The organism is Streptomyces sp. bgisy027 (genome assembly GCF_057710365.1).
The window spans coordinates 154970-181307 of the sequence record NZ_JBYIVZ010000011.1; the positions used below are offsets into that span (position 1 = coordinate 154970).

Here is a 26338-nt window from a genome sequence, read left to right on the forward strand (position 1 = left end):
CTGTGCGGGCCGAACCTCTCAGCACGCTCTGAACGGCGGCCCGCAGAGCGCACTCAGAGGAAACTCAGAGCATCCGCCGCCGCCCACGGCCGCGCGGCAGGAGCGATCCTGGTAGGACCATGAACACCACGCGCTCGGGCCGCCCCGCCCTCACTCGCCCCGACGGCACCTCACTGCGCGTCCTCGTCGTCGACGACGACCCGGACCTCGCGGAGGTCCTGTCCGGGGCCCTGCGCTACGAGGGCTGGGAGGTCCGCACCGCCGACGACGGCACATCGGCCGTGACCGCGGCCCGGGAGTTGATGCCCGACGCCGTGGTCCTGGACGTGATGCTCCCGGACATCGACGGCTTCGCGGTGCTGCGCTCCCTGCACACCGTGAAGCCCGACGTCTGTGTGCTCTTCCTCACGGCCCGTGACGCGGTGGAGGACCGCATCGCCGGCATCACGGCCGGTGGCGACGACTACGTCACCAAGCCCTTCAGCCTGGAGGAGGTCGTCGCCCGGGTGCGCGGACTGCTGTGCCGGGCCGGCATGGCCCGGCAACTGGAGGAGGGGCCCCGGCTGACCGTGGGCGACCTGGTGATGGACGAGGAGGCCAGGGAGGTCACGCGGGACGGGGAGCTGATCGAGCTGTCACCGACCGAGTTCGAACTGCTCCGCTTCCTGATGCGCAACCCGCGCCGCGTGCTGAGCAAGGCGCAGATCCTCGACCGGGTGTGGTCGTACGACTTCGGCGGCCGCGCCCACGTCGTCGAGCTGTACATCTCCTATCTGCGCAAGAAGGTGGACACCGGCCGTGAACCCATGATCCACACGGTGCGCGGTGCCGGATACGTCCTGAAGCCGGTACCGCGGTGAGGGCCGTGCGCCGCTGGGCGCGAGGACTGCCGCGCCCGCACACTCTGCGGGGCCGGCTCACCGTCGGCCTGGTGGTGCTGCTGGCGGTCAGCTGCGCCGCGGTGGGAGTGGCCGTGGTGATCGAGCTGAACGGCTTCCTGACCCGACGTCTCGACGAACAGCTGACCGAGGCGGGGCCGCGGTTCCCGGCCAGCCTGGAACACAGTGGCGTGCTGCCGGACGACCACGACGGGGACGAGCGCGGAGACACCCGCAGACAGGCCACCGGAACCTTCGGCGCCCGTCTGCTGGACGGCGCGGTCACGCAGGCGGCGGTGGTCCGACCCACAGGAACCCTGAACGTGAAGCTGACCGCGCGCGACGTGGACCAGCTCGCCGCGGTCCCCGTGGACGGCGTGGGCCACCCTGTCGACCTCTCCGTCCTGGACGACTACCGGGTCGTCGCGGCCCGGGGCATCGACGGCGACGTACTGATCACCGGGCTGCCTCTGGAGCCGGTCGAGGCCGCCGTCCACCGGCTGGAGCTGGTCGCCGGAATCGTCTTCGGAGCCGCTCTCGCGATCACCGGTGTCGCCGGGGGCCTGTGGGTGCGCTGGTCGCTCAGGCCGCTCAGCCGAGTCGCGGCGACCGCCACCTCGGTGAGCGAGCTCCCGCTGGTCAGCGGCGAGGTGACGCTGCCGCCGCGGGCGCCCGAGTCGGATCCGCGCAGCGAGGTGGGCCGCGTCGCCGGCGCCTTCGACCGCATGCTCGGCCATGTCGAGGACGCACTGACCAAACGGCACGCCAGTGAGGAGCGGCTGCGCCGCTTCGCGGCCGACGCCAGCCACGAACTGCGTACTCCGGTCGCCTCGGTCCGCGGCCACGCGGAGCTGGCCCTGCTTCACCCGGGCCCGGTACCACCCGAGGTCACGCGCGCCTTGGAACGCATCGCCGCCGAGTCCGCGCGCATGGGAGAGATGGTCGACGAGATGCTGCTTCTCGCCCGTCTGGATGCCGGACGTGCCCTGCAACGCCGGCCCGTCGACCTCACCCGTCTCGTCCTGGACGCCGTCACCGACGCGCGGGCCGCCGGACCCGGTCATCACTGGACGTTGGAACTGCCGAAGGACCCGGTGACGGTCACCGGCGACGAGTATCGACTCCACCAGGTGCTGGCCAACCTGCTGACCAACGCCCGGATCCACACGCCCGAGGGCACGCAGGTGACCGTGTCCCTGGAGTCCGACAGCAGCAGAGCTGTCCTCACGGTGCACGACAACGGCCCCGGTGTTCCCGAGGACGCGGCAGCGAATGCCTTCGAACGCTTCACCCGTGCCGACCGCCGCCGCACCGAGGACACCGGCGGCGGCGCGGGTCTCGGCCTGGCGATCGTGGCAGCGGTGGCGCAGGCGCATGGGGGAAGCGTGAGTCTGGAGAGCAGCCCGGGTTCCACGACGTTCAGAGTGAAACTGCCGATGTGAGGCAGGGCCCGCGATCTGGTGGGATGAGCTCTGGTGGCCGTTCCGGCTGGTGGGATGAGGCCTATGGCCGTTCCGGCTGGTGGCCGTCGCTGAGTGGCGGCGACAACCCACGGCCCGGGCTCCCCGCGCTGCCGCCGACTGTCCCTCCTGGAGGGGACAGTCCCGCTCACAGCCTCGCGCTCGCCTCGCCGATCGCCGTGTCCAGGATCGAGAGGCCGAGGGTCAGTTCGTCCTCGGTCGCCGTGAGCGGGGGTGCGATGCGGAAGACGCCGCCCATGCCGGGGAGCTGGACGATGTTCATGTGCAGGCCGAGTTCGAGGCAACGGTGGGTGACCTGGGCGCCCAGCCTGTCCGAGCTCTGCTTCGTCTCGCGGTCGACGACGAGTTCCAGGCCGGCGAGCAGCCCGCGGCCGCGGATGTCGCCGATGACCTCGTGGCGGGTGGCCATGTCCTCCAGGCCGGTGCGCAGGAAGGTGCCGAGCCTGCGGGCGCGCTCGTCCAGGCGGTCCCCGGTCAGTACGTCGAGGACGGTGTTGCCCACGGCGGCCACCAGCGGGTCGGAGACATGTGTGGTGAAGAAGAGGAAGCCGCGGTCGTACGCCTCCTGCTCGATCTCGGCACTGGTGAGGACGGCCGCCAGGGGCAGGCCCGCGCCGAGGGTCTTGGAGAGGGTGAGGATGTCGGGGACGACGCCGTCGCGTTCGAAGGCGTACCAGGTGCCGGTGCGGCACAGGCCGGTCTGGGCCTCGTCGAGGATCAGGAGCATGCCGCGCTCGCGGCACTTGCTCTGGAGGGCCGCGAAGTAGCCGGGCGGCGGTTCGATGATGCCGCCGGAGCTGAGGATCGGCTCCACGAGGCAGGCGGCGAGGCTGCCGGTGGACTGGGCGTCGATGAGGTCGAAGGCGAAGTCCAGCTGGCGGCGCCAGTCGAGCTCACCGTCGGGCGTGGCGAAGTCGGGGCGGTAGGGGTTGGGGACGGGAATCGCGAAGTTGCCGGGGGCGGACGGACCGTAGCCCTTGCGGCCCGTGCTGTAGGTGGCGGACGCGGCGGCCTGGGTCATGCCGTGCCAGGACCGGGCGAACGACACGATCTCGTGCTTGCCGGTGACCAGCTTGGCCATCCGGATCGCGGCCTCGTTCGACTCGGCGCCGGTGGTCAGGAGCAGCGCCTTGTCCAAGGGAGCGGGCAGTGTCTCGGCGAGGCGCCGGGCCAGGTCGACGACGGGGCGGCTGAGCATGCCGCTGTAGAGATGGTCGAGGGTGGCGACCTGGCGCTGGACGGTCTCCACGATCGCCGGGTGCGAGTGCCCGAGGATCGCGCTCATCTGGCCGGACGTGAAGTCGAGGATCTTCCTGCCGTCCGCGGTGTACACGAAGCTGCCGGCGGCGCGCTCGATGATCTCGCGGGTGAACCCGCCGCCGTAGCGCACGAGGTGCCGGTCCGCATCGGTCCAGAACGTGGACTCGGAGGCCGTAGGGACAGGGGAAGTGGTGGTCTCAGCAGCCATGCCCTGACGGTAGGACCGCGGCGAGCGCCACGTCCATCAAACAATTCCGGCTGTGCTGTTCGGGAAAACCGCACAATAATGGGGCGGTGATGAATCCCTGGAGGCTGCGGCTGCTGACTCAGCTGGACACGCTGGGTACGGTCCGAGCGGTGGCCCAGGCCGCCAGTCTGAGCCCGTCGAGCGTGTCCCAGCAGCTCGCCGTGCTCGAGACCGAGACGGGCACCCAGCTGCTCGAACGCACGGGGCGCCGGGTACGGCTGACCTCGGCCGGGCTGATCCTGGCGCGGCGCGCGCGGGCGATCCTCGACCACATGGACACCGTGGAGGCGGAGCTGCGCGGGTTCGGCGAGGAGCCGTCGGGTCTGGTGCGGCTCGGGGCGTTCCAGAGCGTGGTGCACACCATGGCCGTGCCTGCCGTGACGCGCCTGTCCCGCGAGTACCCTCAACTCGACGTCCAGCTCCTGGAGTTGGAGCCGCACGAGAGCGTGCCGGCGTTGCGGGTCGGCGACGCGGACCTCGTGATCACGACCACGGATTTCGCCGAGCTTCCGCTCGGCCCGGACCTCGACCTCCTGCCGCTGGCGACGGATCCGATCCTGCTGGTGCTGCCGCCCGAGCACCCGGCCGCCGGGCGCGAGCCGGCCGACCTGACCGCGTTCGCCGATGAGCCCTGGGCCTTCGACATCCCGCAGTCGTACATGGCGAATCTCGCGCTACGGCTGTGCCGGCAGGCGCGGTTCGAGCCGCGTGTGGTCGCCCGGTTCAGCAACTACATGCTGACCCTGGAGCTCGTCGAGGCCGGGCATGCGGTCGCACTGCTTCCGGGCCTGGCCGTCGACGTCGGCCGCTATCGCGTCGTCACCCGGGAACTGGCCACTCCGGTGACCCGTACGATCACGGCGGCGATCCGCCGGGGTGTGCCGCCTCGCGCGGCGGTGCGGGTGGTTCTTGACGCGCTGCGTCCGCCCGCGGCCCGGGACACCTGATCAGCTGTACGCGGCGCACCGTGCGATGTCCGCGGCCGGCGCGGCGCCGCCCGGACGAACCTCACCGCGATGCCGTGGCCACTGGCTGCCGCATGAACGCCGTGCCCGAACAGCCGGTAGGTTCCGTCTATTGCAGCCTGGCCGGCGCAACTGGCTTCGGGACAACGGGGGTTGATCGTGGCGGAAAGTGATCACGTACCGAATGCCGACAGGCGTTGCGGTCGCGCAAGTGCGCGGCAGGTTGAGGAGGGCCCCGTCGCGACGGGGGATTCCGCGACGGGGCCCGGGTTCAGTCTCACAGGGATACGTGACTCTCCACAGTGGAGTTTCTTCCACCATCCGCAGATCTCGTAGTACGTGCAGACGGCTCGCTCGCAGTCGAACAGGCGCCGGATCGTCGGTCGCTCACCTCACCGGACGTGCCTGGACGCCGCTGTTCGGGTCGGGTTCCTACCCGCGCGGCGCGTTCGCGCGCTGCCGGTCCGGGTGTGGAGCAGGATGCCGGGCATGGTTCCCGGTTTCCTTGCCCGGGCGGTCGACCTGCTGTTGGGCCGGCAGGGGCGTTCGCTGCACTTCAAGGCGGCCGGAGCCGCGACGGTCGTCCTCCTGGTTGTGATCCTGGTGGGTTCGAGCCTCGTGGTGGAGGCCGAGAGCGGAGCGCCCGGGGCAAAGCTGACCTCGTATCCGCTGGCGTTGTGGTGGTCCGTGGAGACCGCTACGACCGTCGGGTACGGCGACTTCTATCCGGTGACGTTGTGGGGGCGGCTGATTGCCGTGGTGGTGATGGTCGTCGGGATCACCGCCTATGGCATGGTCACCGCGGCTCTCGCCACCTGGTTCGTGGGACGGGACCAGGAACGCCGACACCACCGTCTGCATCAGGCGGAGGCTGCGGTGGAGCAGACGTACGAGGAAATGACCCACGCGGTGCACGAGCGCTTCGATCGCCTCGAGCGAATGCTGGAGGGCGGCAGGACGCGGTGACCACCGCTCGGTCGGGTAGCTCACCAAGCCGCCGGCGGTCAGCGCGTCACTGAGCATCCGGCGATTGGCCCGCGCTTCGGAACCGACGTTGTCGGCGTCCGTGCAGCACGCGCCATCGCTCTCCTCCGGGCCGGCGTTCACGCGGGTGCCCATGTCGAGTTCCAGCCCGGCGTCGGTGACGAGTGTGGTCGACGGTGACGGACCCATCGATCCGTACGTCCACGAGCGCTTCGCCGCAGTCGGCCACCGGGATCGCCGCGATCTCGGGATCCGACATCAGCACGATCTCGTCCGTGGGCCGATCATTGCCGACTGCCCGGCCGGTGACGGCCGCTCTGCGGGTCCTTGACCGGATTCCTGTGGGCGCGCCGGGATCCGGACCACCGCGTGTGGCACACAGGTTCGTCTTTTAACCTCGTTCTTGGGCTGTGTGATGCCGTAGGTGTCCATTTGAGGAGGCGGTGGTGTTCGGAAAGGGCACGGGGTTGCTCGCGGGGGCCGTGGTCGTGGCTCTCATCGTGCTCGTCGGCCCCAGCGCCCCGAGCGGCGGCCTCTTCGGCGGGTCACTGCCGGCCGACGCCGTCCGGGATGCCGTACCGAACCGGGTCATGACGTGGAACATCTGCAATCCCTGCGACGTGAGCAACGAGGACCGGGCGGCGGACATCGCCAGGTACGCGCCTCAGGTCATCGGCATGCAGGAGACGTGTGTGCGTGATGTCGAGAAGATCCGGAACCATCTCCAGCGCCGCTACGGGCTGGTCTATCACGTCGAGTACGGGACGGTTCTTCAGAGTTGGGGCCGCTGCGGGGGAGTGCCTTGGAGCCCCGGGGGTTTCGGCCAGGCGATTCTTTCGATCGCGCCGATGAAGGACCACGTCAACGTGGAATACCCCGACGGCGGATCCGAGGACCGCGGGTACATGGCGGTCACCACGACTGTCGGCGGAAAGTCGACTCGCGTCTTCAATACGCATCTCGCCCATCGGCGCCAGGAGGAGTTCCGGGCCGAGCAGATCGGTGTACTCGCGCCAGAGGTCCGCAAGTACGACCGGGCGATCGTTCTCGGCGATTTCAACGCCGTACCGGATTCCCCCGAACTCTCGCAGATGTGGGCACTGGCCTTGGACGCGGATCCCGAGTGCGGCCCCACGGCCACCGGTGTCTGTGAGGTGACCACCGACTGGCAGAGCAAGTTCGACTACGTCTTCCTTCGGGGCTTCGTGCCGCTCGAACAGCATGTGCATCCGACCGAGAACTCGGACCATCACCTGGTGCGCACCGACCTCGTAGCGACTTAGAGCAGCCGGCACAGGCAGGGTTGGAGCGGGTCGACCACGGGAGACGGCGAGGAGGGCCCAGCCCATGCTGCGGCTGCGGATCTGTTCGGCGGTCATGGGCGCTTCGGTGAGCCCTCCGTCCGTGTCCACCCATATGTCGACCCTGCTGTCCTCCGTCAGCCCGGGCAGCACCTCGGTCTGCGCGGTCCGGACCCTGCCCTGTGGGTCGGTGAAGCGGACCGTGGCCGGGTAGCGGGTCTTCTTCGCCTCCGCCGAGCCGGGTTCGGGGTGGCGCGGGGCGTCGTGCGTGAGTACGGCCGTGGTGAGGTGCCGGGTCGTTCTCTGCTCGGCGGCTGCCGTGACGTAGTGACGGCAGGCCGCGTCACCGCTGGTGAACATCGCGATCAGGCCGGTGCCGGTAGTCGGAGGAAGGACCGGTGCCGGGGCGCGGGACCGGCGTCATCGGCCGGCCTCGCGCACCTGCTGGCACCGGGCGCAGTAGCGGGCCTGCGGCACGATCGTCAGCCGCTCGCGGTCGATGGCGCGTCGGCACAGCCGGCAGGTCCGTGACGAGCTGATCGGCCCCACCCCTGGGCGACGAACTGCGCCGCAACGCCGTCGTCGCCCTCGCCCTCGCACTCGGCGCCCAGCTGCTCTACCTGGCGGTCCGGTTCCGCCGGCGGTTCGCGACCGCGGCCGTCGGCGCGCTGGTCCACGACGTGGTGATCCTCGTCGGTGTCTTCGCCTGGCTGGGCAAGCCGATCGACGGGGTCTTCCCGGCCGCCCTGCTGACCGTCATCGGCTACTCGGTGAACGACTCGGTCGTCCTCTTCGACCGCATCCGCGAGCTCCTCGCCCGCGACCGCACGACACCGGTGTCCCGCCTGACGAACCAGGCGATCCTGCAGACCCTGCCCCGCACGGTCAGCACCGGCACGGGAGCCGCCATCATCCTCACGGCCCTCACGGCCCTCACGGCCCTCACGGCCCTCACGGCCCTCACGGCCCTCACGGCCCTCACGGCCCTCGCTGCCGACACCCTCTCCGACTTCGCCCTCGCCCTGCTCATCGGCCTGGCGGTCGGCACGTACTCCTCCGTCTTCACCGCGGCGCCGCTCACCGTCAGCCTGTGTCCGCCCGCGCGGCAGCAAGCAGCGTGCTGACACTTCGTCGCACAAGAACCCGCGCCCGTCATCTCGGGCGCGGGTTCGCGTCGTTCGCCTCGCGGGATGACCGGCGGCCCCATAGAGTCGCGGTGCCGCTACGACAGGACGGGCGGCGCAGCTTCTCGCGTGCCCGAAGGGCGGTGCCCCTCGGTCCACGGGCCCGGTGACGGCTTGCGGGGGAGTCGCGGGCACGCTGCGGCTCAAGTGATCGAGGAGTGCTCATGGCAGGACGGTTTGAGGCGACGTTCGAGGTCGAACGACCTGTGGAGGCGGTGTTCGACTACCTCGCCGACGGACGCAACGATCCGCAGTTCAGCCCCCGTGTGCTCAAGATCGAGCGGGTCCCCGATGCCCCGACCGCCGTGGGCACGGTCTTCCGCAGCTCGGTCAAGGACGCGGGGATGAAGACAGCCAGGGAGTTCCGCATCACCGAACTCCAGGCCCCCACGAAGATTCGCTGGGCCGAGGTGTCGAAGAACATCGTCACGGCCAGTGAGGGCGGTTACGACCTGGAGCCGCTGGGCGAGGGCCGGACCCAGGTCCGTATCCACAACGTTCTGGAAGGCCACGGCATCGGCAAACTCCTCGTCCGCCTGGCGCTCTCCGCCGCACGCAAGGACGCCCCGGCCTTCGGCGCGCGCATCAGGGCGGCGGCCGAAGCGGCGATTCCGTCGCGCTGACCCGACCCGGCCGGTGAGGGCGGGCAGCCCCGCCGTCACCGGCCACGGTCCTGCTCACGTCACTGCCGGCCGGACCACGCCAGGCTGTCCACGAGCATCGACAGGGGCGACTTCGGGACGGCTGCGCCGCTCCCGCTGCCGGTCTGCCTCCAGGTCGTACCGGAGTCCGTGCTGTTCGAGCCCTTGGTGTCGTTGACGCCCTGGAAGATGCCGAAGTCGACGGGCCCGTCGTCGGCGGAGGCGGGGGCGGCGGCCATGAGGAGAGCCGCTCCGGCGAGTGCCGCGGCAGTGATGATCTTCATGCCCGGCTCAACGACGAGACGGGCGACAGGGTGTTCGGTTCTGCCCTTTTGGCGGAGCGTCGGAACCGGCCGACCGGAGCGGCACGCGGATCGGGGCCCGCGACCGTGCCTTCAGGACGGCCGCGGCAGCCGCTCGATCGCGACCATGGCGGCGTCGTCCCCCAGATGTCCGCCGACGTGCCGCATCAGGTCCTTGCACAGGTGCGCCAGCAGGGCGTCGGGACCCTGCTCGGCGGCGCGGCCCGCCACCTGTTCCGCGAGCGGGTAGAAGGCGCCCCGGCCGTCGCGGGCCTCGATGACACCGTCCGTGTAGAGCAGGACGATGTCGCCGTACTCGAAGGCGAACGTCTCCTCGGAGAGTTCGGTCGCCACGAACTCGGTGAGGCCCAGCGGCGGTGCCGGGTGGCGCACGGTGAGGGGACGGACCCGGTCGCCGCGCAGCAGCAGTGGCGGTGGATGTCCGCAGTTGATCAGGTGAAGAACCGGCTCGTCGTCCGGGATGTCCAGCGCGGCGGCCGTGATGAACGACTCGCCGCGGTCCTCGGCCGTGGCGTCGAGGGCCGCGGGGTCGTCGAGGTCCGAGGAGACGGTTCCCTCCAGGAAGCTCATGAGCGCCGGAAGGTCGGCCTGCCTGTGGGCCGCGCCCCGGAAGGCGCCGAGCAGGAGCGCGGCATCCCCGACCGCCGCCAGGCCCTTTCCCCGGACATCGCCGATGACGATCCGGATTCCGCGCTCCGTACGAGCGGCGGCATAGAGATCGCCGCCGATCTGCGCCTCGGATTCGGCGGCCAGGTACACCGAGGCGATGCGCAGTGAGCCGACCCGCTGGGGAAGCGGCTTGATCACCACTTCCTGCGCTGCCGTGGCGACCGACCGCAGCTGCATCAGTTCCCTTTCGTGACGCTCCCGCCGGGCCGCGAACGAGGTCGCGAACGCCGACATCAGGATCAGGGTGATCAGCTGGAACGAGTGGTTCAGATCGACGAGGCTGGTGCGCACCGCCGCCACCACGGCCTGGGCCGACACGGCGAGCGCGCCGACGTACGCGGTCGTGCGCGGACCGGCGAACGACGCCGTGACGGCGGGCGCTGCCACCAGGAACGGCCCGAGGTGGACGCTGGCCGGAGCCAGGATGTCGACCACCGTGACGATCAAGACCATCAGGATGGGTACCACCAGCAGCGCCTGAGGCGGCTCCTGCGACCACTGATGATCTTTGGAGCGTCCAGGAACCATGTGTTCTGGATACACCCCATCGCGCCGCGGCGCCCGTCCCGGCGCCGGCCCCGGCGCCCGCACCTCTGATCGATGCCCGGCCCGGGTCCTGTCACAGGGGCTCAATGTGGCCGATTGGCGTCGTTCCCTGATTGTCGAGGACATGCCACTCTTGCGCTCGTCATTCCACGGCTGCTCATGGATCCCGCCGCAAGGAAGCGCCGGGAGGCGGTCGCGGGCCACAGGGGGAACGACATGCTGCGAAGAACGAGAACCGCGATCGGACTGGCGGTGACCGCGCTGGTGGTCGCGCTCTCGGCCCCGGCGGTGCAGGCGGACGCGACTGCCCCGACTGCCCCGACTGCCCCGACTGCCCCGACTGCCCCGTCGGGGCCGTCGTCCGGCCGCGCCGGGGCGGACGACGCCGTCTACGTGGTCCAGCCACGCTCCGACGGCACCACCTACACCGCCATCTACGAACCCGCCCCGGGCGTCACGGCCGACGAACTGCGCAGCGCTCTGCGCAGGCAGGGCGTCCGCGGCGTACAGGACGAGAACAGCGCCTTCGACATCGGCATCGCCGGCTGCTCGCCCATCGTCGGCACCGCCTCCGCCTGGTGCGGCCACAAGTGGGCCTACGGCCCCTTCAACGACCCGCAGGTGTACTTCCTCGACCACAGCGGCGACTCGTGGCCCGTGACCGATGCCCGGGTCGACTGGTACCAGGCCCCCGGCATCGACGCCTACTACCGCTGGCACACCGCCGGATGCCCGGGCGGCGGGCGGCACTGCGTGCACGTGTACAGCGGCAACTACGGCACCGCGTGGTACGGCCTGACCGAGGCGTCCACGTCGGGCGGCTACTTCGTCGACGGCACGGTCACGGTCAAGCTCAACGACCAGGTCACCCCGAACACCTACGCGGCCCGGCGCAGCGTCGCCTGCCACGAGATGGGCCACGCCCTCGGGCTCGACCACAACGGATCCACCAACAGCTGCCTGTCCGTACCGGAGTTCCCGCAGCACCCGTCGTCGGACGACTTCGCCGTACTGAACCAGTTGTACCCGAAGCCCGGCACCTGACGGTCCCGAGCCGTGCTCGCCTCGGGCGCGGTGAGCTGGTTCATCAGCGACTCCGTGGCCGAGGCGATCCACTCTGCGTCCTACTGTGTGGGGGATCGCGCGTGACCCGACCAGCAAGGAGCGTCCGGCCGTGAACGTCGAAATCCCCTCGCACGTGAGCGACTTGGCCGCCGGGCTCGGCGCGGGCGTCCCCTACGCCCTGAAGGTCCTGGCCGGCCGGCTGGCGGACGACCCGGACATGGGCCGGCCGTCGGGGCTGCCCGGCATCCTCACGGTGACGGTGGACGGCGACGTCTTCGAGGACTGCCCCGACCTGGCCGTCGGCTACATCCGCGAGCCCGGGAGGGTCGTGATCCGGCACGTCGCCCCGGCCTCCTCCGTCGAGCCGGAAGCGGACGCCGGGGAACGGGAGCATGAGCAGGGGCCGCCCGCCGATCCCGCCCTCACGGTCAGGGAGGTCGCCGACGCCTGGTGCCGGATCACCCGCCTGCTCCGGCGTCACGCCCCCGACTCCTACGCCGCGCTGCGCCCCGGCGCGAGCCCCGGTGCCGTCGCCGCCGTGGAGGGTGAACTCGGCATCCGGATACCCGTCGAGCTGAGCGTCCTGTGGTTGCTGACCGCGGGCGACGACGGGGTCGATGGCTCGGGATGCCTTCCGGGCAACCGGGCCCTGATGACATTGGACGCCGTGGTCGGGGTCCACCGGCGGCAGATGGACTCCCAGGCCCGGCACGAGGCCGCGTACGCCGACCGCCCCGAGTACGAACCGAGCACCGTATGGAAGGCGGCCTGGATCCCGGTCGTCACCCGCGGACCCTCCGACCGCACTTCGGGTCTGTACCTGGACACCGAAACCGGCCACCTGGGTCGCTGGTCCCGCTACAACGACGACTTCGTCGAGGAACTCGACACGCTCGTCACGTACTTGGAAGAGACCGCCGACATGCTCGAAGCCCCGTCCCTGGCCACCCGGGACAAGCCCGGCCTGGTCGATGGGGCGCTGGTGTGGCTGGGCGGCATCGATCCCGGGCGGCAATCCCGGTGGCGGCCGCTGGCTCGCTGACGGCGAGCGGGGGCTGCCGTGCCTCCTCCCGGTGGCCGACCGCCTACTGCGGCCGGGTCGCGATCTGGATCAGGTTGCCGCAGGTGTCGTCGAAGACGGCCGTGGTGACGGGGCCCATCTCCAGCGGCTCCTGGGTGAAGCGGACACCGTGGGCGCGCAGCCGCTCGTACTCCGCGTTGACGTCCTCGACGGCGAACTGGGCCAGCGGGATGCCGTCCTGGACGAGGGTGTCGCGGTAGGTGCGGGCGATCGGGTGGCCGAGGGGCTCCAGGAGGAGCTCGGCGCCGCCGGGCTCCTCGGGGGAGACGACGGTGAGCCACCGGTCCTTCTCGCCCACGGGCACGTCGTGCTTCTTCACGAAGCCGAGGATCTCCGTGTAGAAGTGCAGGGCCTTGGCCTGGTCGTCGACGAAGACGCTGGTCAGGTGGATCTTCATGAGGTGCTCTTCTCCGGTCCGGATGTCTCGGGCACGTGCCACCGCTCGGTGATCTGCCGCAGCGGGGCCGTATTGAGGTCGTGGAACTTGTAGCGGCCCTCCCGCCTGGTCTCGACGAGCCCTGCGGCCTCCAGCACGGCGAGGTGCTGCGAGACTCCCTGGCGGGAAATGGCCAGCTGGTGCTTCATGGCCAGTCGCGAGCAGATCTCGAACAGTGTCTGTCCGGATTTCTCCGTGAGCTCGTCGAGGATGATGCGACGGGTGGGGTCGGCCAAGGCTTTGAACAGATCGTCGGCCACCACCCCAGCATAGGCAAGTCGTGACTTGCCTATCAAGCCGGGATGTGCCGGACCCCGGCGACCGGGGGAGCGTGTCGGCCCGGCTCGCCGCTAGCCTGTGTCACCATGACGCGCGCATGGTTCCTGCCCCTGCTGCTCGTCGTCGGCGGCTCGGCCGCGGCGGCTGCGTTGATCATCGATGGCAGCCCCGGCGCCGCCGCGGTGCTGCTGCTGGTGTTCGTGCTGCTCGCCGGCGTCAATTCGCCGCTGATCTTCCCGCGGTCGATCGGCGCCCTGGAGGCGCAGCGCCGCAGCGCGGCCGACGGACGGCCGATCGTCTACTGGCGCCCGGGCTGCCCGTACTGCATGCGCCTGCGCGTCCGGCTGGGCCGCGAGGCCCGTCAGGCGTACTGGGTCGACATCTGGCGCGACCCGGCCGGCGCGGCGGCGGTGCGGGCTGTCAACGACGGCAACGAGACCGTGCCGACGGTGGTCGTGGCAGGGCGGCCGCACACCAATCCCGATCCGGCGTGGGCGCGGGACCACCTCTTCCCTTCCGCGTGATCATCTGGGCGATGCCCTTCGTGCTCCTGCGCGGCAACATCGGCCGGCCCGGCGCCGGTCTCTGCCCGGTGCGCGGCCATTCCAACGTGCGGGGCGACCGCACCATGGGCATCCACGAGAAGCCCGACGACGCGTTCCTCGACGCGCTCGGCACCGACTTCGCCTTCACGCCACCGCGTCGCCACGGACATGACGCGGTGGACAGCATCCGCGCCATGCGCGACGGCGACGCACCCGGGTCTTTGTCGCGCTCGGCGGCAACTTCGTCGCCGCGGCCCCCGACACCGGCCTGACCGAGCAGGCGCTGCGCCGCTGCCGCCCCACCGTCCAGATCTCGACCAAGCTCAACCGGTAGCCGCCGCGCGGCTTCGCCCCCGACCGGCCCCGGGCCCGCGGTCCCATGCCATCGCCGGCGAACAGGCCCTCATCCTGCCCTGCCTCGGCCGTACCGAGGCCGACCTGTGGCCCGGCGGGCCCCAACTGGTCACGGTCGAGGACTCCATGGGCATGGTGCACCTCTCCCGGGGCCGGCTCGCGCCAGCGTCCGGGGAGCTGCTGCTGGAGCCGGCCTCGGCCGGCGCGTAACCCGGCGCGGTGCAGCCCCGCGCCGGCAGGCATCGCCGTCTGTGTCCCGGCCCCCGCCGGTCCTTCGGCATGCTCCGAAGCGAACTCGCCCGGCCGCGTGAACCCCGGTCTCCCTCCTTGACCGCCGCCCGGCCCTCCAGGATGCTGTGTTGCGGCACATGAGATGAGTGCCGTAATGAGCAACATCTGATTCCGAGTCTCGATCAGCCGAGGAGTGGCCATGACGCACCAGGTCCGTGCTGTCGTCGCGCGGGGCAAGGGAGCCCCCGTCAGCCTGGAGACGATCATCGTGCCCGACCCGGGACCGGGTGAGGCGCTGGTCAGGATCGAGGCCTGCGGGGTCTGCCACACCGATCTGCACTACCGCGAGGGCGGCATCAACGACGACTTCCCCTTCCTGCTCGGCCATGAGGCCGCGGGCGTCGTGGAGTCGGTGGGGGAGGGCGTCACGGACGTGGCCCCCGGGGACTTCGTGATCCTCAACTGGCGTGCCGTGTGCGGGAACTGCCGGGCCTGCCGGCGCGGCCGCCCCTGGTACTGCTTCAACACCCACAACGCCAAGCAGAGGATGACGCTGACGGACGGCACCGAGCTGTCGCCGGCGCTCGGCATCGGCGCGTTCGCGGAGAAGACGCTGGTCGCGGCCGGACAGTGCACGAAGGTCGACCGGACCGCGTCGGCGGCGGCCGCCGGTCTGCTGGGCTGCGGTGTGATGGCGGGCATCGGCGCCGCGATCAACACCGGCAACGTCGGCCGGGGCGACTCGGTCGCCGTCATCGGCTGCGGTGGTGTGGGCGCCGCCGCGATCGCCGGATCGAACCTGGCCGGCGCGGCGAAGGTCATCGCGGTGGACATCGACGACCGCAAGCTGGACACCGCCAGGAAGCTGGGCGCGACCCACACCGTCAACTCCAAGGACACCGACGCCGTCGAGGCGATCCGCGAGCTGACCGGCGGTTTCGGCGCCGACGTCGTGATCGAGGCCGTCGGCCGCCCCGAGACGTACCAGCAGGCCTTCTACGCCCGCGACCTCGCCGGCACCGTCGTCCTGGTCGGCGTCCCGACCCCCGAGATGAAGCTGGAGCTGCCGCTGCTGGACGTCTTCGGGCGCGGTGGCGCGCTGAAGTCCTCCTGGTACGGCGACTGCCTGCCGAGCAGGGACTTCCCCCTGCTCATCGACCTCTACCTGCAGGGCCGGCTGGACCTCGACGCCTTCGTCACGGAGACCATCGCGCTGGACGACGTGGAGAAGGCCTTCGAGCGGATGCACCACGGCGACGTGCTGCGCTCGGTGGTGGTCCTCCGATGACCGGCGCCCGCGTCGAGCACCTCGTCACCTCGGGGACGTTCTCCCTGGACGGCGGCACCTGGGAGGTCGACAACAACGTGTGGATCGTGGGGGACGACCACGAGGTGGTCGTCATCGACGCGGCGCACGACGCCGACGCGATCGCCCGGGCCGTCGGCGACCGGGCCCTGCGGGCCATCGTGTGCACGCACGCCCACAACGACCACATCGACGCGGCGCCCGAACTCGCCGCCCGTACGGGCGCCCCGGTCCTGCTCCACCCGGACGACCTGCCGCTGTGGAAGCAGACCCACCCCGACCGGGCGCCGGACGCCGAGCTCACCGACGGTCAGCTCATCGCCGTGGCCGGCGTCGAACTGGCCGTGCTCCACACGCCCGGCCACGCCCCCGGCGCGGTCTGCCTGCACGCGCCGCGCCTGGGGGCGCTCTTCAGCGGCGACACGCTGTTCTGCGGCGGGCCGGGCGCGACCGGGAGGTCGTACAGCCACTTCCCGACCATCATCGAGTCGATCCGGGACCGGCTGCTGACCCTGCCGGGGGAGACCGTCGTGCACACCGGACACGGCGGGACGACCACCGTCGCGGCCGAGGCCCCGCATCTCAAGGAGTGGATCGACCGCGGCTTCTGAGTGCCTGAACAGGGCTTTCGTGAGGCGTCCGGTCCACTTGTTTGCGCAGGTGGACCGGGCGTTTCGCGCTGCCCGGAGGCCGGTCGGCGGGCCGGTGCGAACGAGGCGTTTTGACGCCTTGACAACGCTTCTGAGCGGCCCGCAGACTGACGTTGCGCTTACCGCAATCCGTTTCGCTATACGCACCCGAGGTGTCATGATGATTCCCGCGTGCCGTCTCGCGGATCTCCCGCGAGGCGAGGCCCACCGGCTCGACATCGATCCGCCGGTCTCGGTGTTCCACACCGACGATGGAGAGCTCTTCGCCATCGACGACACCTGCACCCACCAGGACGCGTCGCTCGCCGACGGCTGGCTGGAGGGCTGCGAGGTGGAATGCCCGCTGCATGCTTCGAAGTTCGACCTGAGGACCGGCGCGGTCGACGCCCCGCCGGCGAAGCTTCCGGTGCGGACGCACGAGGTCGTCGTCGACGAGGACGGCATGATCCACGTCCGGCTCTCCACCGAGGCCCCCAACCTGCCGCCCTGCATCGCCGCGCGGCTCGCCGGAGGTCCCGCGTGAGGACCGTCGCCGTGGTCGGCGCCTCCCTCGCCGGCCTGTCGGCGGCGCGCTCACTGCGCAAACAGGGCTACGACGGGCGGCTGGTCGTCATCGGCGACGAGCTCCACCGCCCCTACGACCGGCCCCCGTTGTCCAAGGAGTTCCTCGCCGGCACCCTCGGCGAACCGGAGCTCGCGCTGGAGACGGACGACGAGGACCTGCGGGCCGAGTGGCTGCTCGGCACCCGGGCTGTCGCGCTCGACCACGCGGACCGCACCCTCCGGCTCGCCGACGGACGTCAGGTCCGCGCCGACGGCTTCGTCATCGCGACCGGCGCCGCGGCCCGCACCCTCCCCGGCTCCGCGGGCCTGGCCGGGGTACACACCCTGCGCACCCTGGACGACGCCCGTGCCCTGCGCGACGAACTGGCCCTGGGCGGACGGCTGGTGGTGATCGGCGGCGGCTTCATCGGAGCCGAGGTCGCCTCCACCGCCCGCGCCCTCGGGCTGGAGGTCACCGTCGTGGAGGCGGCCCCGGCGCCGCTCGCCGGCCCCCTCGGCGAGACCATGGGCGCCGTCGTCTCCGCCCTCCACGCCGACCACGGCGTGGCGCTGCTGTGCGGGGTCGGCGTCAAGGGGCTGAGCGGCGAGAAGCGGGTGGACGCCGTCCTGCTGGAGGACGGCCGCACCGTCCCCGCCGACATCGTCGTCGTCGGAGTGGGCGCCCGCCCGAACGTCGAGTGGCTGGAAGGCTCCGGCGTGGTGCTCGACAACGGCGTCAAGTGCGGCGCCGACGGCCGCACCGGCCTGGCCGGCGTGGTCGCGGTCGGCGACTGCGCCAACTGGTACGACCCGCGCGCCGGCCTGCACCGCCGCGTCGAGCACTGGACCGGCGCGCGCGAGCGTCCCGACGCCGCGATCGCCGCACTGCTGGCGGGCGGCGCCGTGGAGCCGGGTGTGCCCCGGCCGCCGTACTTCTGGTCCGACCAGTACGGCGTGAGGATCCAGTTCGCCGGTCACGCGGCCGGCGCCGACAGCGTCACCGTCGAGGACGGCACCCCGGACGCGCGCAACGTGCTGGCCGTCTACCGGCGGTACGGCATCCCGGTCGCCGTGCTCGGAATGAACCAGCCGCGGCTGTTCACGCGCTGGCGCAAGCAGATCACCGCCACCGCGTCTTGACACCGCCCCGGCTCCGTCCCATGCTGCGGTTTCACATGACACGCAGTGTTGCTCCATGCACAACGCCGTCCGGAGTCGCACCTACCGGCGCGTGAATGACCCCTCCACGACGTTCTCCCGAGGAGTGCACCGTGACCCCGACCGGCCTGCCGGACAGCCTGATCGCCACTCTCCCCGGCGTCTCCTACACGGATCCGGGGATCTTCGCCCTGGAGCAGGAGCGCATATTCGAGACCATGTGGTTCTGCGTCGCGCGCGCCTCGGAGCTGGCGAAGCCCGGCGCCTTCCGCACCGTCGACGTGGGCCGCGAGAGCATCCTCGTCACCCGGGCCAGGGACAACGGCATCCGCGCCTACTTCAACGTGTGCCGGCACCGCGGGGCCAGGCTCTGCACGGAGGAGACCGGTGAGGTCAAGCGGGCCTTCCAGTGCCCGTACCACGCCTGGACCTACGACCTGAACGGCAAGCTCGTCGCGGCCCCCAACCTCACCAGGATGCCCGACGTCGGGCGCACCGAGTACGGGCTGGTGAGCGTGGCCGTGCGGGAATGGCTCGGCTACGTCTGGGTGTGCCTCGCGGAGAACCCGCCCTCCTTCGAGGAGGACGTCATCGGCGAGGTCGTCTCCCGCCTCGGCGACGTCGAGTCCATCGAGCACTACGACATCGACAACCTCTCCGTCGGCCGGCGGATCGTGTACGACGTCAGGGCGAACTGGAAGCTCATCATCGAGAACTTCATGGAGTGCTACCACTGCGCCACGATCCACCCCGAACTCACCGAGGTGCTGCCGGAGTTCGCGGACGGCTATGCCGCCCAGTACTACGTGGGGCACGGCGCCGAGTTCGGCGAGGACGTCCAGGGCTTCACCGTCGACGGCTCCGAGGGCCTGGACCGCATTCCCGGGGTCGGCGAGGAGCAGGACCGCCGCTACTACGCGATCACCGTCAGGCCCCAGGTGTTCATCAACCTCGTCCCGGACCATGTGATCTTCCACCGCATGTACCCGGTGTCCGTGGACCGCACGATCGTGGAGTGCGACTGGCTCTACCTGCCGCACGTGGTCGAGAGCGGCAAGGACGTCAGCCGGTCCGTGGAGCTCTTCGACCGGGTCAACCGCCAGGACTTCGAGGCATGCGAAAGGACCCAGCCCGGAATGGGGTCGCGCATGTACGCCAAGGGCGGCGTGCTGGTGCCCAGTGAGCACCACATCGGGGCGTTCCACGACTGGGTGAACGAGCGCCTCGGCGCTCCGCTGCCGTAGCCGGGCGGATCAGCCCAGGAAGCCCATCCGGTGGCTGATCTCCTCGGCGCCCTTGAGCAGCACCGGGGAGAGCTCGTGCATACGGTCCTCGGTGAGCCGGTAGGCGGGGCCGGAGGCGCTCAGTGCGGCGATGACGTCGCCGTCCCGGTTGCGGACCGGTGCGGCCATGGCGTGCAGGCCGATCTCCAACTCCTCCAGGGTGATGGAGTACTTGCGCTCGCGCGCCTCGGCCAGGTTCTTCTCCAGCTTCGTCTTCGCGGTGATGGTGCGTGCCGTGACCTTCTTCAGGCCGGTCTCCGACAGCAGCGCGGAGCGCTCCTTGGTCGGCAGGTACGCCAGCAGGATCTTGCCGCTCGACGTGGCGTGCAGGGGGGTGAGCTGGCCGACCCAGTTGTGGGCGGTGATGGCTCCGGGACCGCGCACCTGGTACAGGTTGATCGCGTACTGCTCCTGCATCACGGCGATGTTGACCGTCTCGCCGAGCTCCTCGGCCAGGCGCTCGCAGATCGGGCGGCCCTGCTGGGTGATGTCGATACGGCCGGTGACCGCGCCGGCCAGGCGGACGATGCCGAAGCCGAGCCGGTACTTGCCCCGCTCGCCGGCCTGCTCCACGAGGCCGCGCGACTCCAGGGCGCCGAGCAGTCGGAAGGCCGTGGACTTGTGCACGTCGATCTCGGCCGCGACCTCGCTGACGCCCGCTTCGCCGCGCTGGGCGAGGATCTCCAGCACGCTGATCGCGCGGTCCACCGACTGGACCCCGCCGGCCTGTGAATTCGAGGTTTCTGTGTCATGACTGTAGTTGCTCACAGTGAAACTATACGCGTAGTAAACAACAAGGCCGCAAGTAACCGTGTAGCAACAAAGACCTTCGAAGTTGCGTCGTTCGCAACCTGGTGCACATAGCGGCACCGGGTCTAGCATGCGTCGCGTATCGAAGACGCGAGCGAGACGAGGCACCATGGCTTCCCTGCAATACGACTTCGTCATCGTCGGTGGCGGCTCGGCCGGCAGCGCACTGGCGAACCGGCTCTCGGCGGACCCCGCGAACCGGGTGCTGGTGCTGGAGGCGGGCCGGTCGGACTATCCGTGGGACGTCTTCATCCACATGCCCGCGGCGCTGACCTACCCCATCGGCAGCCGGTTCTACGACTGGAAGTACGAGTCCGAGCCCGAGCCCCACATGGGCGGCCGGCGCGTCTACCACGCCCGCGGCAAGGTACTCGGCGGCTCCTCCAGCATCAACGGCATGATCTTCCAGCGCGGCAACCCCATGGACTACGAGCGCTGGGCCGCCGACCCCGGCATGGAGAGCTGGGACTACGCGCACTGCCTGCCGTACTTCCGGCGGATGGAGAACTGCCTCGCCGCCGACCCCGACGACGAGTTCCGCGGCCACGACGGCCCCCTCGTGCTCGAACGCGGCCCCGCCACCAACCCCCTCTTCGGCGCCTTCCTCAAGGCCACCGAGGAAGCCGGCTACGCCCCCACCGACGACGTCAACGGCTACCGGCAGGAAGGCTTCGCCAAGTTCGACCGCAACGTCCACCGCGGACGCCGGCTGTCGGCCTCGAAGGCGTACCTCAAGCCCGCGATGAAGCGGCCCAACCTCACCGTCAGGACCCGCGCCCTCGTCACCCGCGTCCTGTTCGAGGGCAAGCGGGCCGTGGGCGTGGAGTACCGGCGCGGCCGTGGCGCACTTCAGCAGGTCCGCGCCAAGGAGGTCATCCTCTGCGGCGGCGCCATCAACTCCCCGCAGCTGCTCCAGCTCTCCGGCGTCGGCAACGCCGCCGAACTGCGCGCCCTCGGCATCGACGTCGTCCACGACCTGCCGGGCGTCGGCGAGAACATGCAGGACCACCTGGAGGTCTACGTCCAGTACGCCTGCAGGCAGCCCGTCTCCATGCAGCCGTACATGGCGAAGTGGCGTGCCCCCTTCATCGGGCTCCAGTGGCTGTTCCGGAAGGGACCGGCCGCCACCAACCACTTCGAGGCCGGGGGCTTCGCCCGCAGCAACGAGGACGTGGACTACCCCAACCTGATGTTCCACTTCCTGCCCGTCGCGGTCCGCTACGACGGCTCCTCGCCCGCCGGCGGTCACGGCTACCAGGTGCACGTCGGGCCCATGTACTCCGACGCCATCGGCTCGGTGAAGATCAAGAGCAAGGACCCGCGCGAGCACCCCGCGCTGCGCTTCAACTACCTCTCCACCGAGCAGGACCGCCGCGAGTGGGTCGAGGCGATCCGGGTGGCCCGCAAGCTTCTCAGCCAGCCCGCGCTCGCCCCCTACAACGGCGGCGAGGTCTCGCCCGGCAAGAAGGTGGAGACCGACGAGGAGATCCTCGCCTGGGTCGCCGAGGAGGGCGAGACCGCCCTGCACCCGTCCTGCACCTGCAAGATGGGCACCGACGACATGGCGGTCGTCGACCCCGCCAGCCTGCGCGTGCACGGCGTGGACGGGTTGCGCGTCGTGGACGCCTCCGTCATGCCGTACGTCACCAACGGCAACATCTACGCCCCGGTGATGATGATCGCCGAGAAGGCGGCCGACCTGATCCTCGGCAAGGAGCCGCTCACCCCGTCGAAGGCCGCGTACTACCGCCACCCGGACGCCCGGAAGCAGGCGGAGCGCTAGTTGGCCGCCGCGGGACTGAGGGCGCTGCTGGGGTGCGTCCGCTACGAGGTGCTGCCCGCGAGGGCGACCGAGGACAAGGTCCTCGCCCATGTGCCGCGCGACGTCGTCGTCACCGTGACGGCGTCGCCGGTCAAGGGCCTGGAACCCACCCTCGACCTCGCCGTGCGCCTCGCCACGCACGGCTACCGGGTCGTCCCGCACGTGCCGGCCCGGCTGCTGCGCGACGACCTGCACCTGAAGGAGGTCGCGGGCCGGCTCGGCGAGGTGGGCGTCGACGACGTCTTCGTCCCCGCGGGCGACGCCGACCCGCCGGCCGGGGCCTACGAAGGGGCCCTGCCGGTGCTGCGCAGGCTGACCGAGCTGGGCAGGCCCTTCGCGCGCGTCGGTGTCACCGGCTACCCGGAGAGCCATCCCCTCATCCACGACGACGTCACCGTCCAGGCCATGTGGGACAAGCGCGAGCACGCCACGTACATCGTGAGCAACCTCTGCTTCGACCCGCGGGTGCTGGGCGAGTGGATCGGCCGGATACGCCGCCGGGACATCGCCCTGCCGCTGTACGTGGGGGTGGCCGGTCCGGTGCAGCGGGCGAAGCTGCTGGCGATGGCGACGAGGATCGGGGTGGGGGAGTCGACGCGCTTCCTGACGAAGCATCCCTCGTGGCTCCTGAGGTTCGCGACGCCCGGTGGGTATGCACCCGAGAGGCTCCTGACCCGCGCCGAGGGGGCACTGACCGTCCCCTCGGCCAAAGTGGCGGGCCTGCATCTGTTCACCTTCAACCAGATCGCCGAGACCGAGCGATGGCGCCGCGCCCTGCTGGACCGCCTCGGCGACTGAACCGGGAGAGGCATGGCGGCCGACACCGACTGGCACCTGACCCGCACCTTCACCAGCACCTCCGGTGACGTCCGCTGGGACCGGCTGGGCCCGCCCGGCCGCCCACCGGTCGTCCTGCTGCACGGCACGCCCTTCTCCTCCTACGTCTGGCGTGCCGTCGCCCGCTCGCTCGCCCGGGAGTACGACGTCCACGTCTGGGACATGCCCGGCTACGGAAGCTCCGAGAAGCGCGAGGGCCAGGACGTGTCCCTGGCCGCCCAGGGCAGCGTCCTCGGCGAGCTGCTGGCCCACTGGGAGCTCCCGGAGCCGCTGGTCGTCGCCCATGACTTCGGCGGCGCCGTCGCCCTGCGGGCCTATCTGCTGCACGGCGCCCGCTACCGGGCCCTCGCCCTGGTCGACCCGGTCGCCCTGGCACCGTGGGGCTCCCCGTTCTTCCGGCTCGTCGGTGACCACGCCGACGTCTTCGAGCGGTTGCCGCCCGCGCTGCACGGCGCCCTGGTGCGGGAGTACGTGGCCTCCGCGAGCAGCCCGGGCCTGCGCCCCGACGTCCTCGACCGGCTCGTCGAGCCCTGGCTGGACGACACCGGCCAGGCCGCCTTCTACCGGCAGATCGCCCAGGCGGACCAGCGCTTCACCGACGAGATCCAGGGCCGCTACGGCGGGATCGGCATCCCCACGCTGGTCTGCTGGGGCGAGGACGACACCTGGATCCCGGTCGCGAAGGGACACGAGCTCGCCGCCCTCGTCCCGGGCGCGCGGTTCGAACCGATCGCCGGCGCGGGACACCTCGTCCAGGAGGACGCCCCGGCACAGCTCACGGCCGCCCTGCTCGCCTTCCTCCAGCGGCACCGGTGACGGGGCGGACGGGACGCAGGGGCCGTATACGACGAAGGCGGGACCGCAGACCCCGGTCCTGCCCCTTCGCCGCCGCTGTTCAGCGGAAGACCACCGTGCGGTTGCCGTCCACCATCACGCGGCTCTCGCTGTGCCACTGCACCGCATGCGCGAGCACCTGCGCCTCCACGTCCCGCCCGACGGTGACCAGCTCGCCGGGGTCGAGCGAGTGGTCCACCCGGACCACGTCCTGCTCGATGATCTGCCCCTCGTCCAGGTCCGGCGTCACATAGTGCGCCGTCGCGCCGACCAGCTTCACACCGCGGGTGTACGCCTGCTCGTAGGGGCGGGCGCCCTTGAAGCTCGGCAGGAAGGAGTGGTGGATGTTGATCGCGCGGCCCTCCAGCTGCTTGCACAGGTCGTCGGAGAGGATCTGCATGTAGCGGGCCAGTACCACCAGGCCGACGTCCAGTTCGCGCACCAGCTCCAGCAGCCGTGCCTCGGCCTCGGGCTTGGTGTCCCTGGTGACCGGGACGTGGTGGAAGGGGATGCCGTACGACTCGGCGAGTCCCTCGAAGTCCCGGTGGTTGGAGACGATCGCCGGGATCTCGATGTTGAGCGCACCGGTGCGCCGGCGGAAGAGCAGGTCGTTCAGGCAGTGCCCGAACCTGGAGACCATGATCAGGGTCCGGGTCGGGGTGGCGGCGTCGGCCATGGTCCAGGTGATGCCGTGGGCCCGGGCGACGGGCCCGAACCGGTAACGCAGGTTTTCCAGATCGACGTTCGGATCCGAAACATCGAAGTGAACCCTCATGAAGAAACGGTCCTGAAGCCGGTCGTCGAACTGCTGGCTCTCCAGGATGTTGCCGGAGTTCCTGACGAGGAAGCCGCTCACTGCGTGGACCAGTCCGGCGCTGTCGGGGCAGGAGAGAGTAAGGACGTACTCACGGCCGGGTTGTGGTCGAGGGGACATGCGCGGCCTCCGTCGGTGCGTATTGCACAACATAGTGAGCGATACGCAACATGGTCGGCTCGTCGCCCCTCCCGGTCAAGGGTGGGGCGGGTAAGTGGCCGCATGGTCGAATCGTCACCGGCCAACCCCTTGACGACTGTCTGGACATTCGCCAGGGTGTTCCACCACAAGCAATCGGGTGCATGATGCGCAACGAATTTCGGTTGAAAGGCTCGGCGCGTGGCAGACCTGTATGTGGATGGCGAATGGCGGGATCCGGTGGCCGGCGGCAGCCGGGAGATCCGGTGTCCCGCTGACGGCACGCTCTCGGCGACCGTCTCCGAGGCGACCCGCCCCGACACCGAGGCCGCGATCGCCGCCGCCCGCCGTGCCTTCGACGCGGGGCACTGGCCGAACACCCCCGAACGGGAGCGCGGCGCGCTGCTGCTGCGCACCGCCGACATCCTCGAACGCGACGCGAAGGACTTCGCCCGCGCCGAGTCCCTGGACACCGGCAAGCGGCTGGTGGAGAGCGAGTACGACATCGCCGACGTCGTCTCCTGCCTGCGCCACTACGGCGGCCTCGGCGGCACCGACGCCGGGCGGGTGATCGACACCGGCCGGGACGACGCCGTAAGTCGCGTCGTGTACGAACCGGTTGGCGTGTGCGGACTGATCACACCTTGGAACTACCCATTGCTCCAGGCGAGTTGGAAGGTCGCCCCGGCGCTCCTGGCCGGCAACACCATCGTCCTCAAGCCCAGCGAGCTCACCCCCTCCACCTCCGTGCTGCTGATGAGGGCGCTGGAGGAGGTAGGGATCCCGGCCGGTGTCGCCAATCTCGTCCTGGGCGCGGGACCCGAGGCGGGCGCACCCCTGTCCGAGGACCCGCGCGTCGACATGGTCTCCTTCACCGGCGGCCTCGACACCGGCAGGCGCATCATGGCCACCGCCGCCTCGACCGTGAAGAAGGTCGCCCTCGAACTCGGCGGCAAGAACCCCAACGTCGTCTTCGCCGACGCCGACTTCGAAACGGCCGTCGACTTCGCCCTCACCGCGGTCTTCCTGCACTCGGGCCAGGTCTGCTCGGCCGGCGCCCGGTTGATCGTCGAGGACTCCCTGCACGACCGCTTCGTCGACGAGGTGGTCCGCCGGGCCCGGCAGATCCGCCTCGGCGGCCCCTTCGACCCGGACGCCGAGACCGGAGCACTGATCTCCGCACAGCATCTGGCGAAGGTCGAGGCATACGTCGCCTCCGGGCTCGCCGAGGGCGCCGTGCTGCGCTGCGGCGGGACGCGGCCCGACGCCCCCGCGCTGGGAGACGGCCACTACTACCTCCCCACCGTGCTCGACGAGTGCCGGCAGGACATGCGCGTCGTCCACGAGGAGTCCTTCGGGCCCGTGCTCACCGTGGAGCGCTTCACCGACGAGGACGACGCCGTACGCATCGCCAACGACACCGAGTACGGACTCGCCGGAGCCGTGTGGACCCAGGACGCGGGCAGGGCCCAGCGGGTCGCCCGGCGGCTGCGCCACGGCACGGTGTGGATCAACGACTACCACCCCTACGTGCCGCAGGCGGAATGGGGTGGCTTCGGGCACTCGGGCGTGGGCCGGGAGCTGGGCCCGACCGGCCTGAACGAGTACCGAGAGCCCAAACACATCTGGCAGAACATCCAACCCCGGCCGCAGCACTGGTTCCGCGGCTGAAC

General features: G+C 70.6%; 25 protein-coding genes and 4 pseudogenes. 20 read left to right on the plus strand and 9 right to left on the minus strand.

The window, feature by feature from the left end; genetic code table 11:
- Positions 1-119 precede the first annotated feature (119 nt).
- Both AC3ETA_RS14125 and AC3ETA_RS14130 read left to right on the plus strand, forming a co-directional pair.
- Entirely contained in the window at positions 120-860 is a 741-nt protein-coding gene (locus tag AC3ETA_RS14125) for a response regulator transcription factor (protein ID WP_432193225.1), read from the plus strand.
- Complete coding sequence (locus tag AC3ETA_RS14130) at positions 857-2320, plus strand: sensor histidine kinase (RefSeq protein ID WP_432193226.1); 1464 nt, start codon at positions 857-859, stop codon at positions 2318-2320. The genes AC3ETA_RS14125 and AC3ETA_RS14130 overlap by 4 nt, the downstream gene beginning before the upstream one ends.
- A 166-nt stretch (positions 2321-2486) precedes the next feature.
- On the opposite strand, the gene AC3ETA_RS14135 is transcribed toward AC3ETA_RS14130, so the two are convergent.
- Positions 2487-3827 (minus strand): aspartate aminotransferase family protein, encoded by a 1341-nt coding sequence (locus tag AC3ETA_RS14135; protein ID WP_432193227.1) that lies wholly within the window; start codon positions 3825-3827, stop codon positions 2487-2489.
- A gap of 89 nt (positions 3828-3916) precedes the next feature.
- Between AC3ETA_RS14135 and AC3ETA_RS14140 the strand changes: the two genes are divergently transcribed.
- The 3 genes from AC3ETA_RS14140 (at position 3917) to AC3ETA_RS14150 (ending at position 7098) form a co-directional block, all read left to right on the plus strand.
- Positions 3917-4813, plus strand: a complete 897-nt coding sequence (locus AC3ETA_RS14140; protein WP_432193263.1) for a LysR family transcriptional regulator — start codon at positions 3917-3919, stop codon at positions 4811-4813.
- Positions 4814-5320: 507 nt separating this feature from the next.
- Complete coding sequence (locus AC3ETA_RS14145; RefSeq protein ID WP_432193228.1) at positions 5321-5797, plus strand: potassium channel family protein; 477 nt, start codon at positions 5321-5323, stop codon at positions 5795-5797.
- A 461-nt stretch (positions 5798-6258) separates the two neighbouring features.
- A complete protein-coding gene (locus AC3ETA_RS14150; protein ID WP_432193229.1) occupies positions 6259-7098 on the plus strand; it encodes an endonuclease/exonuclease/phosphatase family protein in 840 nt (279 codons plus the stop codon).
- Positions 7099-7200: 102 nt separating this feature from the next.
- On the opposite strand, the pseudogene AC3ETA_RS14155 reads toward AC3ETA_RS14150, so the two are convergent.
- Positions 7201-7476 (minus strand): annotated as a pseudogene (locus AC3ETA_RS14155) (Rv1733c family protein); the annotation flags it as partial.
- A 60-nt stretch (positions 7477-7536) separates the two neighbouring features.
- Positions 7537-7638: pseudogene (locus AC3ETA_RS14160) on the minus strand (TraR/DksA C4-type zinc finger protein); the annotation flags it as partial.
- Here AC3ETA_RS14160 and secF point away from each other — a divergent pair.
- Together secF and AC3ETA_RS14170 are read left to right on the plus strand one after the other, a co-directional pair.
- Positions 7631-8240 (plus strand): annotated as a pseudogene (gene secF / locus AC3ETA_RS14165) (protein translocase subunit SecF); the annotation flags it as partial. The pseudogenes AC3ETA_RS14160 and secF overlap by 8 nt on opposite strands.
- Positions 8241-8464: 224 nt before the next feature.
- Positions 8465-8923, plus strand: a complete 459-nt coding sequence (locus tag AC3ETA_RS14170) for an SRPBCC family protein (protein ID WP_432193230.1) — start codon at positions 8465-8467, stop codon at positions 8921-8923.
- Positions 8924-8982: 59 nt separating this feature from the next.
- Here the strand turns inward: AC3ETA_RS14170 and AC3ETA_RS14175 are convergent, their stop codons facing one another.
- Both AC3ETA_RS14175 and AC3ETA_RS14180 read right to left on the minus strand, forming a co-directional pair.
- On the minus strand, positions 8983-9225 hold the full coding sequence (locus AC3ETA_RS14175; RefSeq protein ID WP_432193231.1) for a hypothetical protein: 243 nt from the start codon (positions 9223-9225) through the stop codon (positions 8983-8985).
- Between the two features lie 111 nt (positions 9226-9336).
- The gene (locus AC3ETA_RS14180) at positions 9337-10461 is read right to left on the minus strand and encodes a PP2C family protein-serine/threonine phosphatase (RefSeq protein ID WP_432193232.1); all 1125 of its coding nucleotides are present in this window, start codon (positions 10459-10461) and stop codon (positions 9337-9339) included.
- Between the two features lie 234 nt (positions 10462-10695).
- On the opposite strand from AC3ETA_RS14180, the gene AC3ETA_RS14185 reads away from it, so the two are divergent.
- Both AC3ETA_RS14185 and AC3ETA_RS14190 read left to right on the plus strand, forming a co-directional pair.
- Complete coding sequence (locus tag AC3ETA_RS14185; protein ID WP_432193233.1) at positions 10696-11523, plus strand: matrixin family metalloprotease; 828 nt, start codon at positions 10696-10698, stop codon at positions 11521-11523.
- A gap of 130 nt (positions 11524-11653) precedes the next feature.
- Positions 11654-12586, plus strand: coding sequence for an SMI1/KNR4 family protein (locus AC3ETA_RS14190; protein ID WP_432193234.1), 933 nt, complete (start codon positions 11654-11656; stop codon positions 12584-12586).
- Between the two features lie 43 nt (positions 12587-12629).
- Here AC3ETA_RS14190 and AC3ETA_RS14195 read toward each other — a convergent pair whose 3' ends face one another.
- Together AC3ETA_RS14195 and AC3ETA_RS14200 are read right to left on the minus strand one after the other, a co-directional pair.
- Positions 12630-13022, minus strand: coding sequence for a VOC family protein (locus AC3ETA_RS14195; protein ID WP_432193235.1), 393 nt, complete (start codon positions 13020-13022; stop codon positions 12630-12632).
- Positions 13019-13321 (minus strand): ArsR/SmtB family transcription factor, encoded by a 303-nt coding sequence (locus AC3ETA_RS14200; protein WP_392024492.1) that lies wholly within the window; start codon positions 13319-13321, stop codon positions 13019-13021. The genes AC3ETA_RS14195 and AC3ETA_RS14200 overlap by 4 nt, the downstream gene beginning before the upstream one ends.
- A 105-nt stretch (positions 13322-13426) precedes the next feature.
- Here AC3ETA_RS14200 and AC3ETA_RS14205 point away from each other — a divergent pair, with 105 nt between their 5' ends.
- The 7 genes and pseudogenes from AC3ETA_RS14205 to AC3ETA_RS14235 all read left to right on the plus strand — a co-directional run bounded on the left by AC3ETA_RS14205 (position 13427) and on the right by AC3ETA_RS14235 (position 19371).
- Positions 13427-13864: a glutaredoxin domain-containing protein gene (locus tag AC3ETA_RS14205; RefSeq protein WP_432193236.1), complete on the plus strand. Its 438-nt coding sequence runs from the start codon at positions 13427-13429 to the stop codon at positions 13862-13864.
- 17 nt (positions 13865-13881) lie between these two features.
- Positions 13882-14434: pseudogene (locus AC3ETA_RS14210) on the plus strand (hypothetical protein); the annotation flags it as partial.
- A gap of 235 nt (positions 14435-14669) precedes the next feature.
- Entirely contained in the window at positions 14670-15758 is a 1089-nt protein-coding gene (locus tag AC3ETA_RS14215; protein ID WP_432193237.1) for an S-(hydroxymethyl)mycothiol dehydrogenase, read from the plus strand.
- Positions 15755-16387, plus strand: coding sequence for an MBL fold metallo-hydrolase (locus AC3ETA_RS14220; RefSeq protein ID WP_432193238.1), 633 nt, complete (start codon positions 15755-15757; stop codon positions 16385-16387). The genes AC3ETA_RS14215 and AC3ETA_RS14220 overlap by 4 nt, the downstream gene beginning before the upstream one ends.
- 196 nt (positions 16388-16583) lie before the next feature.
- The gene (locus AC3ETA_RS14225; RefSeq protein ID WP_030967294.1) at positions 16584-16949 is read left to right on the plus strand and encodes a bifunctional 3-phenylpropionate/cinnamic acid dioxygenase ferredoxin subunit; all 366 of its coding nucleotides are present in this window, start codon (positions 16584-16586) and stop codon (positions 16947-16949) included.
- On the plus strand, positions 16946-18109 hold the full coding sequence (locus AC3ETA_RS14230) for an NAD(P)/FAD-dependent oxidoreductase (protein WP_432193239.1): 1164 nt from the start codon (positions 16946-16948) through the stop codon (positions 18107-18109). The genes AC3ETA_RS14225 and AC3ETA_RS14230 overlap by 4 nt, the downstream gene beginning before the upstream one ends.
- 131 nt (positions 18110-18240) lie before the next feature.
- Complete coding sequence (locus tag AC3ETA_RS14235) at positions 18241-19371, plus strand: aromatic ring-hydroxylating oxygenase subunit alpha (RefSeq protein ID WP_432193240.1); 1131 nt, start codon at positions 18241-18243, stop codon at positions 19369-19371.
- A 9-nt stretch (positions 19372-19380) separates the two neighbouring features.
- Here the strand turns inward: AC3ETA_RS14235 and AC3ETA_RS14240 are convergent, their stop codons facing one another.
- A complete protein-coding gene (locus AC3ETA_RS14240; protein ID WP_432193241.1) occupies positions 19381-20178 on the minus strand; it encodes an IclR family transcriptional regulator in 798 nt (265 codons plus the stop codon).
- A gap of 151 nt (positions 20179-20329) precedes the next feature.
- On the opposite strand from AC3ETA_RS14240, the gene betA reads away from it, so the two are divergent.
- Genes betA through AC3ETA_RS14255 form a run of 3 tightly spaced genes read left to right on the plus strand, consistent with a single transcriptional unit; the run spans position 20330 to position 23695 of the window.
- Positions 20330-22003 (plus strand): choline dehydrogenase, encoded by a 1674-nt coding sequence (gene betA / locus AC3ETA_RS14245; RefSeq protein ID WP_432193242.1) that lies wholly within the window; start codon positions 20330-20332, stop codon positions 22001-22003.
- Positions 22004-22840, plus strand: coding sequence for a methylenetetrahydrofolate reductase (locus AC3ETA_RS14250; RefSeq protein ID WP_432193243.1), 837 nt, complete (start codon positions 22004-22006; stop codon positions 22838-22840).
- Positions 22841-22852: 12 nt separating this feature from the next.
- Positions 22853-23695, plus strand: coding sequence for an alpha/beta fold hydrolase (locus AC3ETA_RS14255; RefSeq protein WP_432193244.1), 843 nt, complete (start codon positions 22853-22855; stop codon positions 23693-23695).
- Between the two features lie 79 nt (positions 23696-23774).
- On the opposite strand, the gene purU is transcribed toward AC3ETA_RS14255, so the two are convergent.
- A complete protein-coding gene (purU, locus tag AC3ETA_RS14260) occupies positions 23775-24647 on the minus strand; it encodes a formyltetrahydrofolate deformylase (protein WP_432193245.1) in 873 nt (290 codons plus the stop codon).
- A 219-nt stretch (positions 24648-24866) separates the two neighbouring features.
- Between purU and AC3ETA_RS14265 the strand changes: the two genes are divergently transcribed.
- A complete protein-coding gene (locus AC3ETA_RS14265; RefSeq protein WP_432193246.1) occupies positions 24867-26336 on the plus strand; it encodes an aldehyde dehydrogenase family protein in 1470 nt (489 codons plus the stop codon).
- Positions 26337-26338: the final 2 nt, after the last annotated feature.

Bases quoted from the DNA above. Each gene is read 5' to 3' on its own strand.
- purU (WP_432193245.1), bottom strand. From the start codon at position 24,647: ATGTCCCCTCGACCACAACCCGGCCGTGAGTACGTCCTTACTCTCTCC.
- AC3ETA_RS14175 (WP_432193231.1), bottom strand. From the start codon at position 9,225: ATGAAGATCATCACTGCCGCGGCACTCGCCGGAGCGGCTCTCCTCATG.
- AC3ETA_RS14140 (WP_432193263.1), top strand. From the start codon at position 3,917: ATGAATCCCTGGAGGCTGCGGCTGCTGACTCAGCTGGACACGCTGGGT.
- AC3ETA_RS14135 (WP_432193227.1), bottom strand. From the start codon at position 3,827: ATGGCTGCTGAGACCACCACTTCCCCTGTCCCTACGGCCTCCGAGTCC.
- AC3ETA_RS14145 (WP_432193228.1), top strand. From the start codon at position 5,321: ATGGTTCCCGGTTTCCTTGCCCGGGCGGTCGACCTGCTGTTGGGCCGG.
- AC3ETA_RS14195 (WP_432193235.1), bottom strand. From the start codon at position 13,022: ATGAAGATCCACCTGACCAGCGTCTTCGTCGACGACCAGGCCAAGGCC.
- AC3ETA_RS14185 (WP_432193233.1), top strand. From the start codon at position 10,696: ATGCTGCGAAGAACGAGAACCGCGATCGGACTGGCGGTGACCGCGCTG.
- AC3ETA_RS14255 (WP_432193244.1), top strand. From the start codon at position 22,853: ATGGCGGCCGACACCGACTGGCACCTGACCCGCACCTTCACCAGCACC.
- AC3ETA_RS14225 (WP_030967294.1), top strand. From the start codon at position 16,584: ATGATGATTCCCGCGTGCCGTCTCGCGGATCTCCCGCGAGGCGAGGCC.
- AC3ETA_RS14170 (WP_432193230.1), top strand. From the start codon at position 8,465: ATGGCAGGACGGTTTGAGGCGACGTTCGAGGTCGAACGACCTGTGGAG.
- AC3ETA_RS14125 (WP_432193225.1), top strand. From the start codon at position 120: ATGAACACCACGCGCTCGGGCCGCCCCGCCCTCACTCGCCCCGACGGC.
- AC3ETA_RS14180 (WP_432193232.1), bottom strand. From the start codon at position 10,461: ATGGTTCCTGGACGCTCCAAAGATCATCAGTGGTCGCAGGAGCCGCCT.
- AC3ETA_RS14220 (WP_432193238.1), top strand. From the start codon at position 15,755: ATGACCGGCGCCCGCGTCGAGCACCTCGTCACCTCGGGGACGTTCTCC.
- betA (WP_432193242.1), top strand. From the start codon at position 20,330: ATGGCTTCCCTGCAATACGACTTCGTCATCGTCGGTGGCGGCTCGGCC.
- AC3ETA_RS14205 (WP_432193236.1), top strand. From the start codon at position 13,427: ATGACGCGCGCATGGTTCCTGCCCCTGCTGCTCGTCGTCGGCGGCTCG.
- AC3ETA_RS14215 (WP_432193237.1), top strand. From the start codon at position 14,670: ATGACGCACCAGGTCCGTGCTGTCGTCGCGCGGGGCAAGGGAGCCCCC.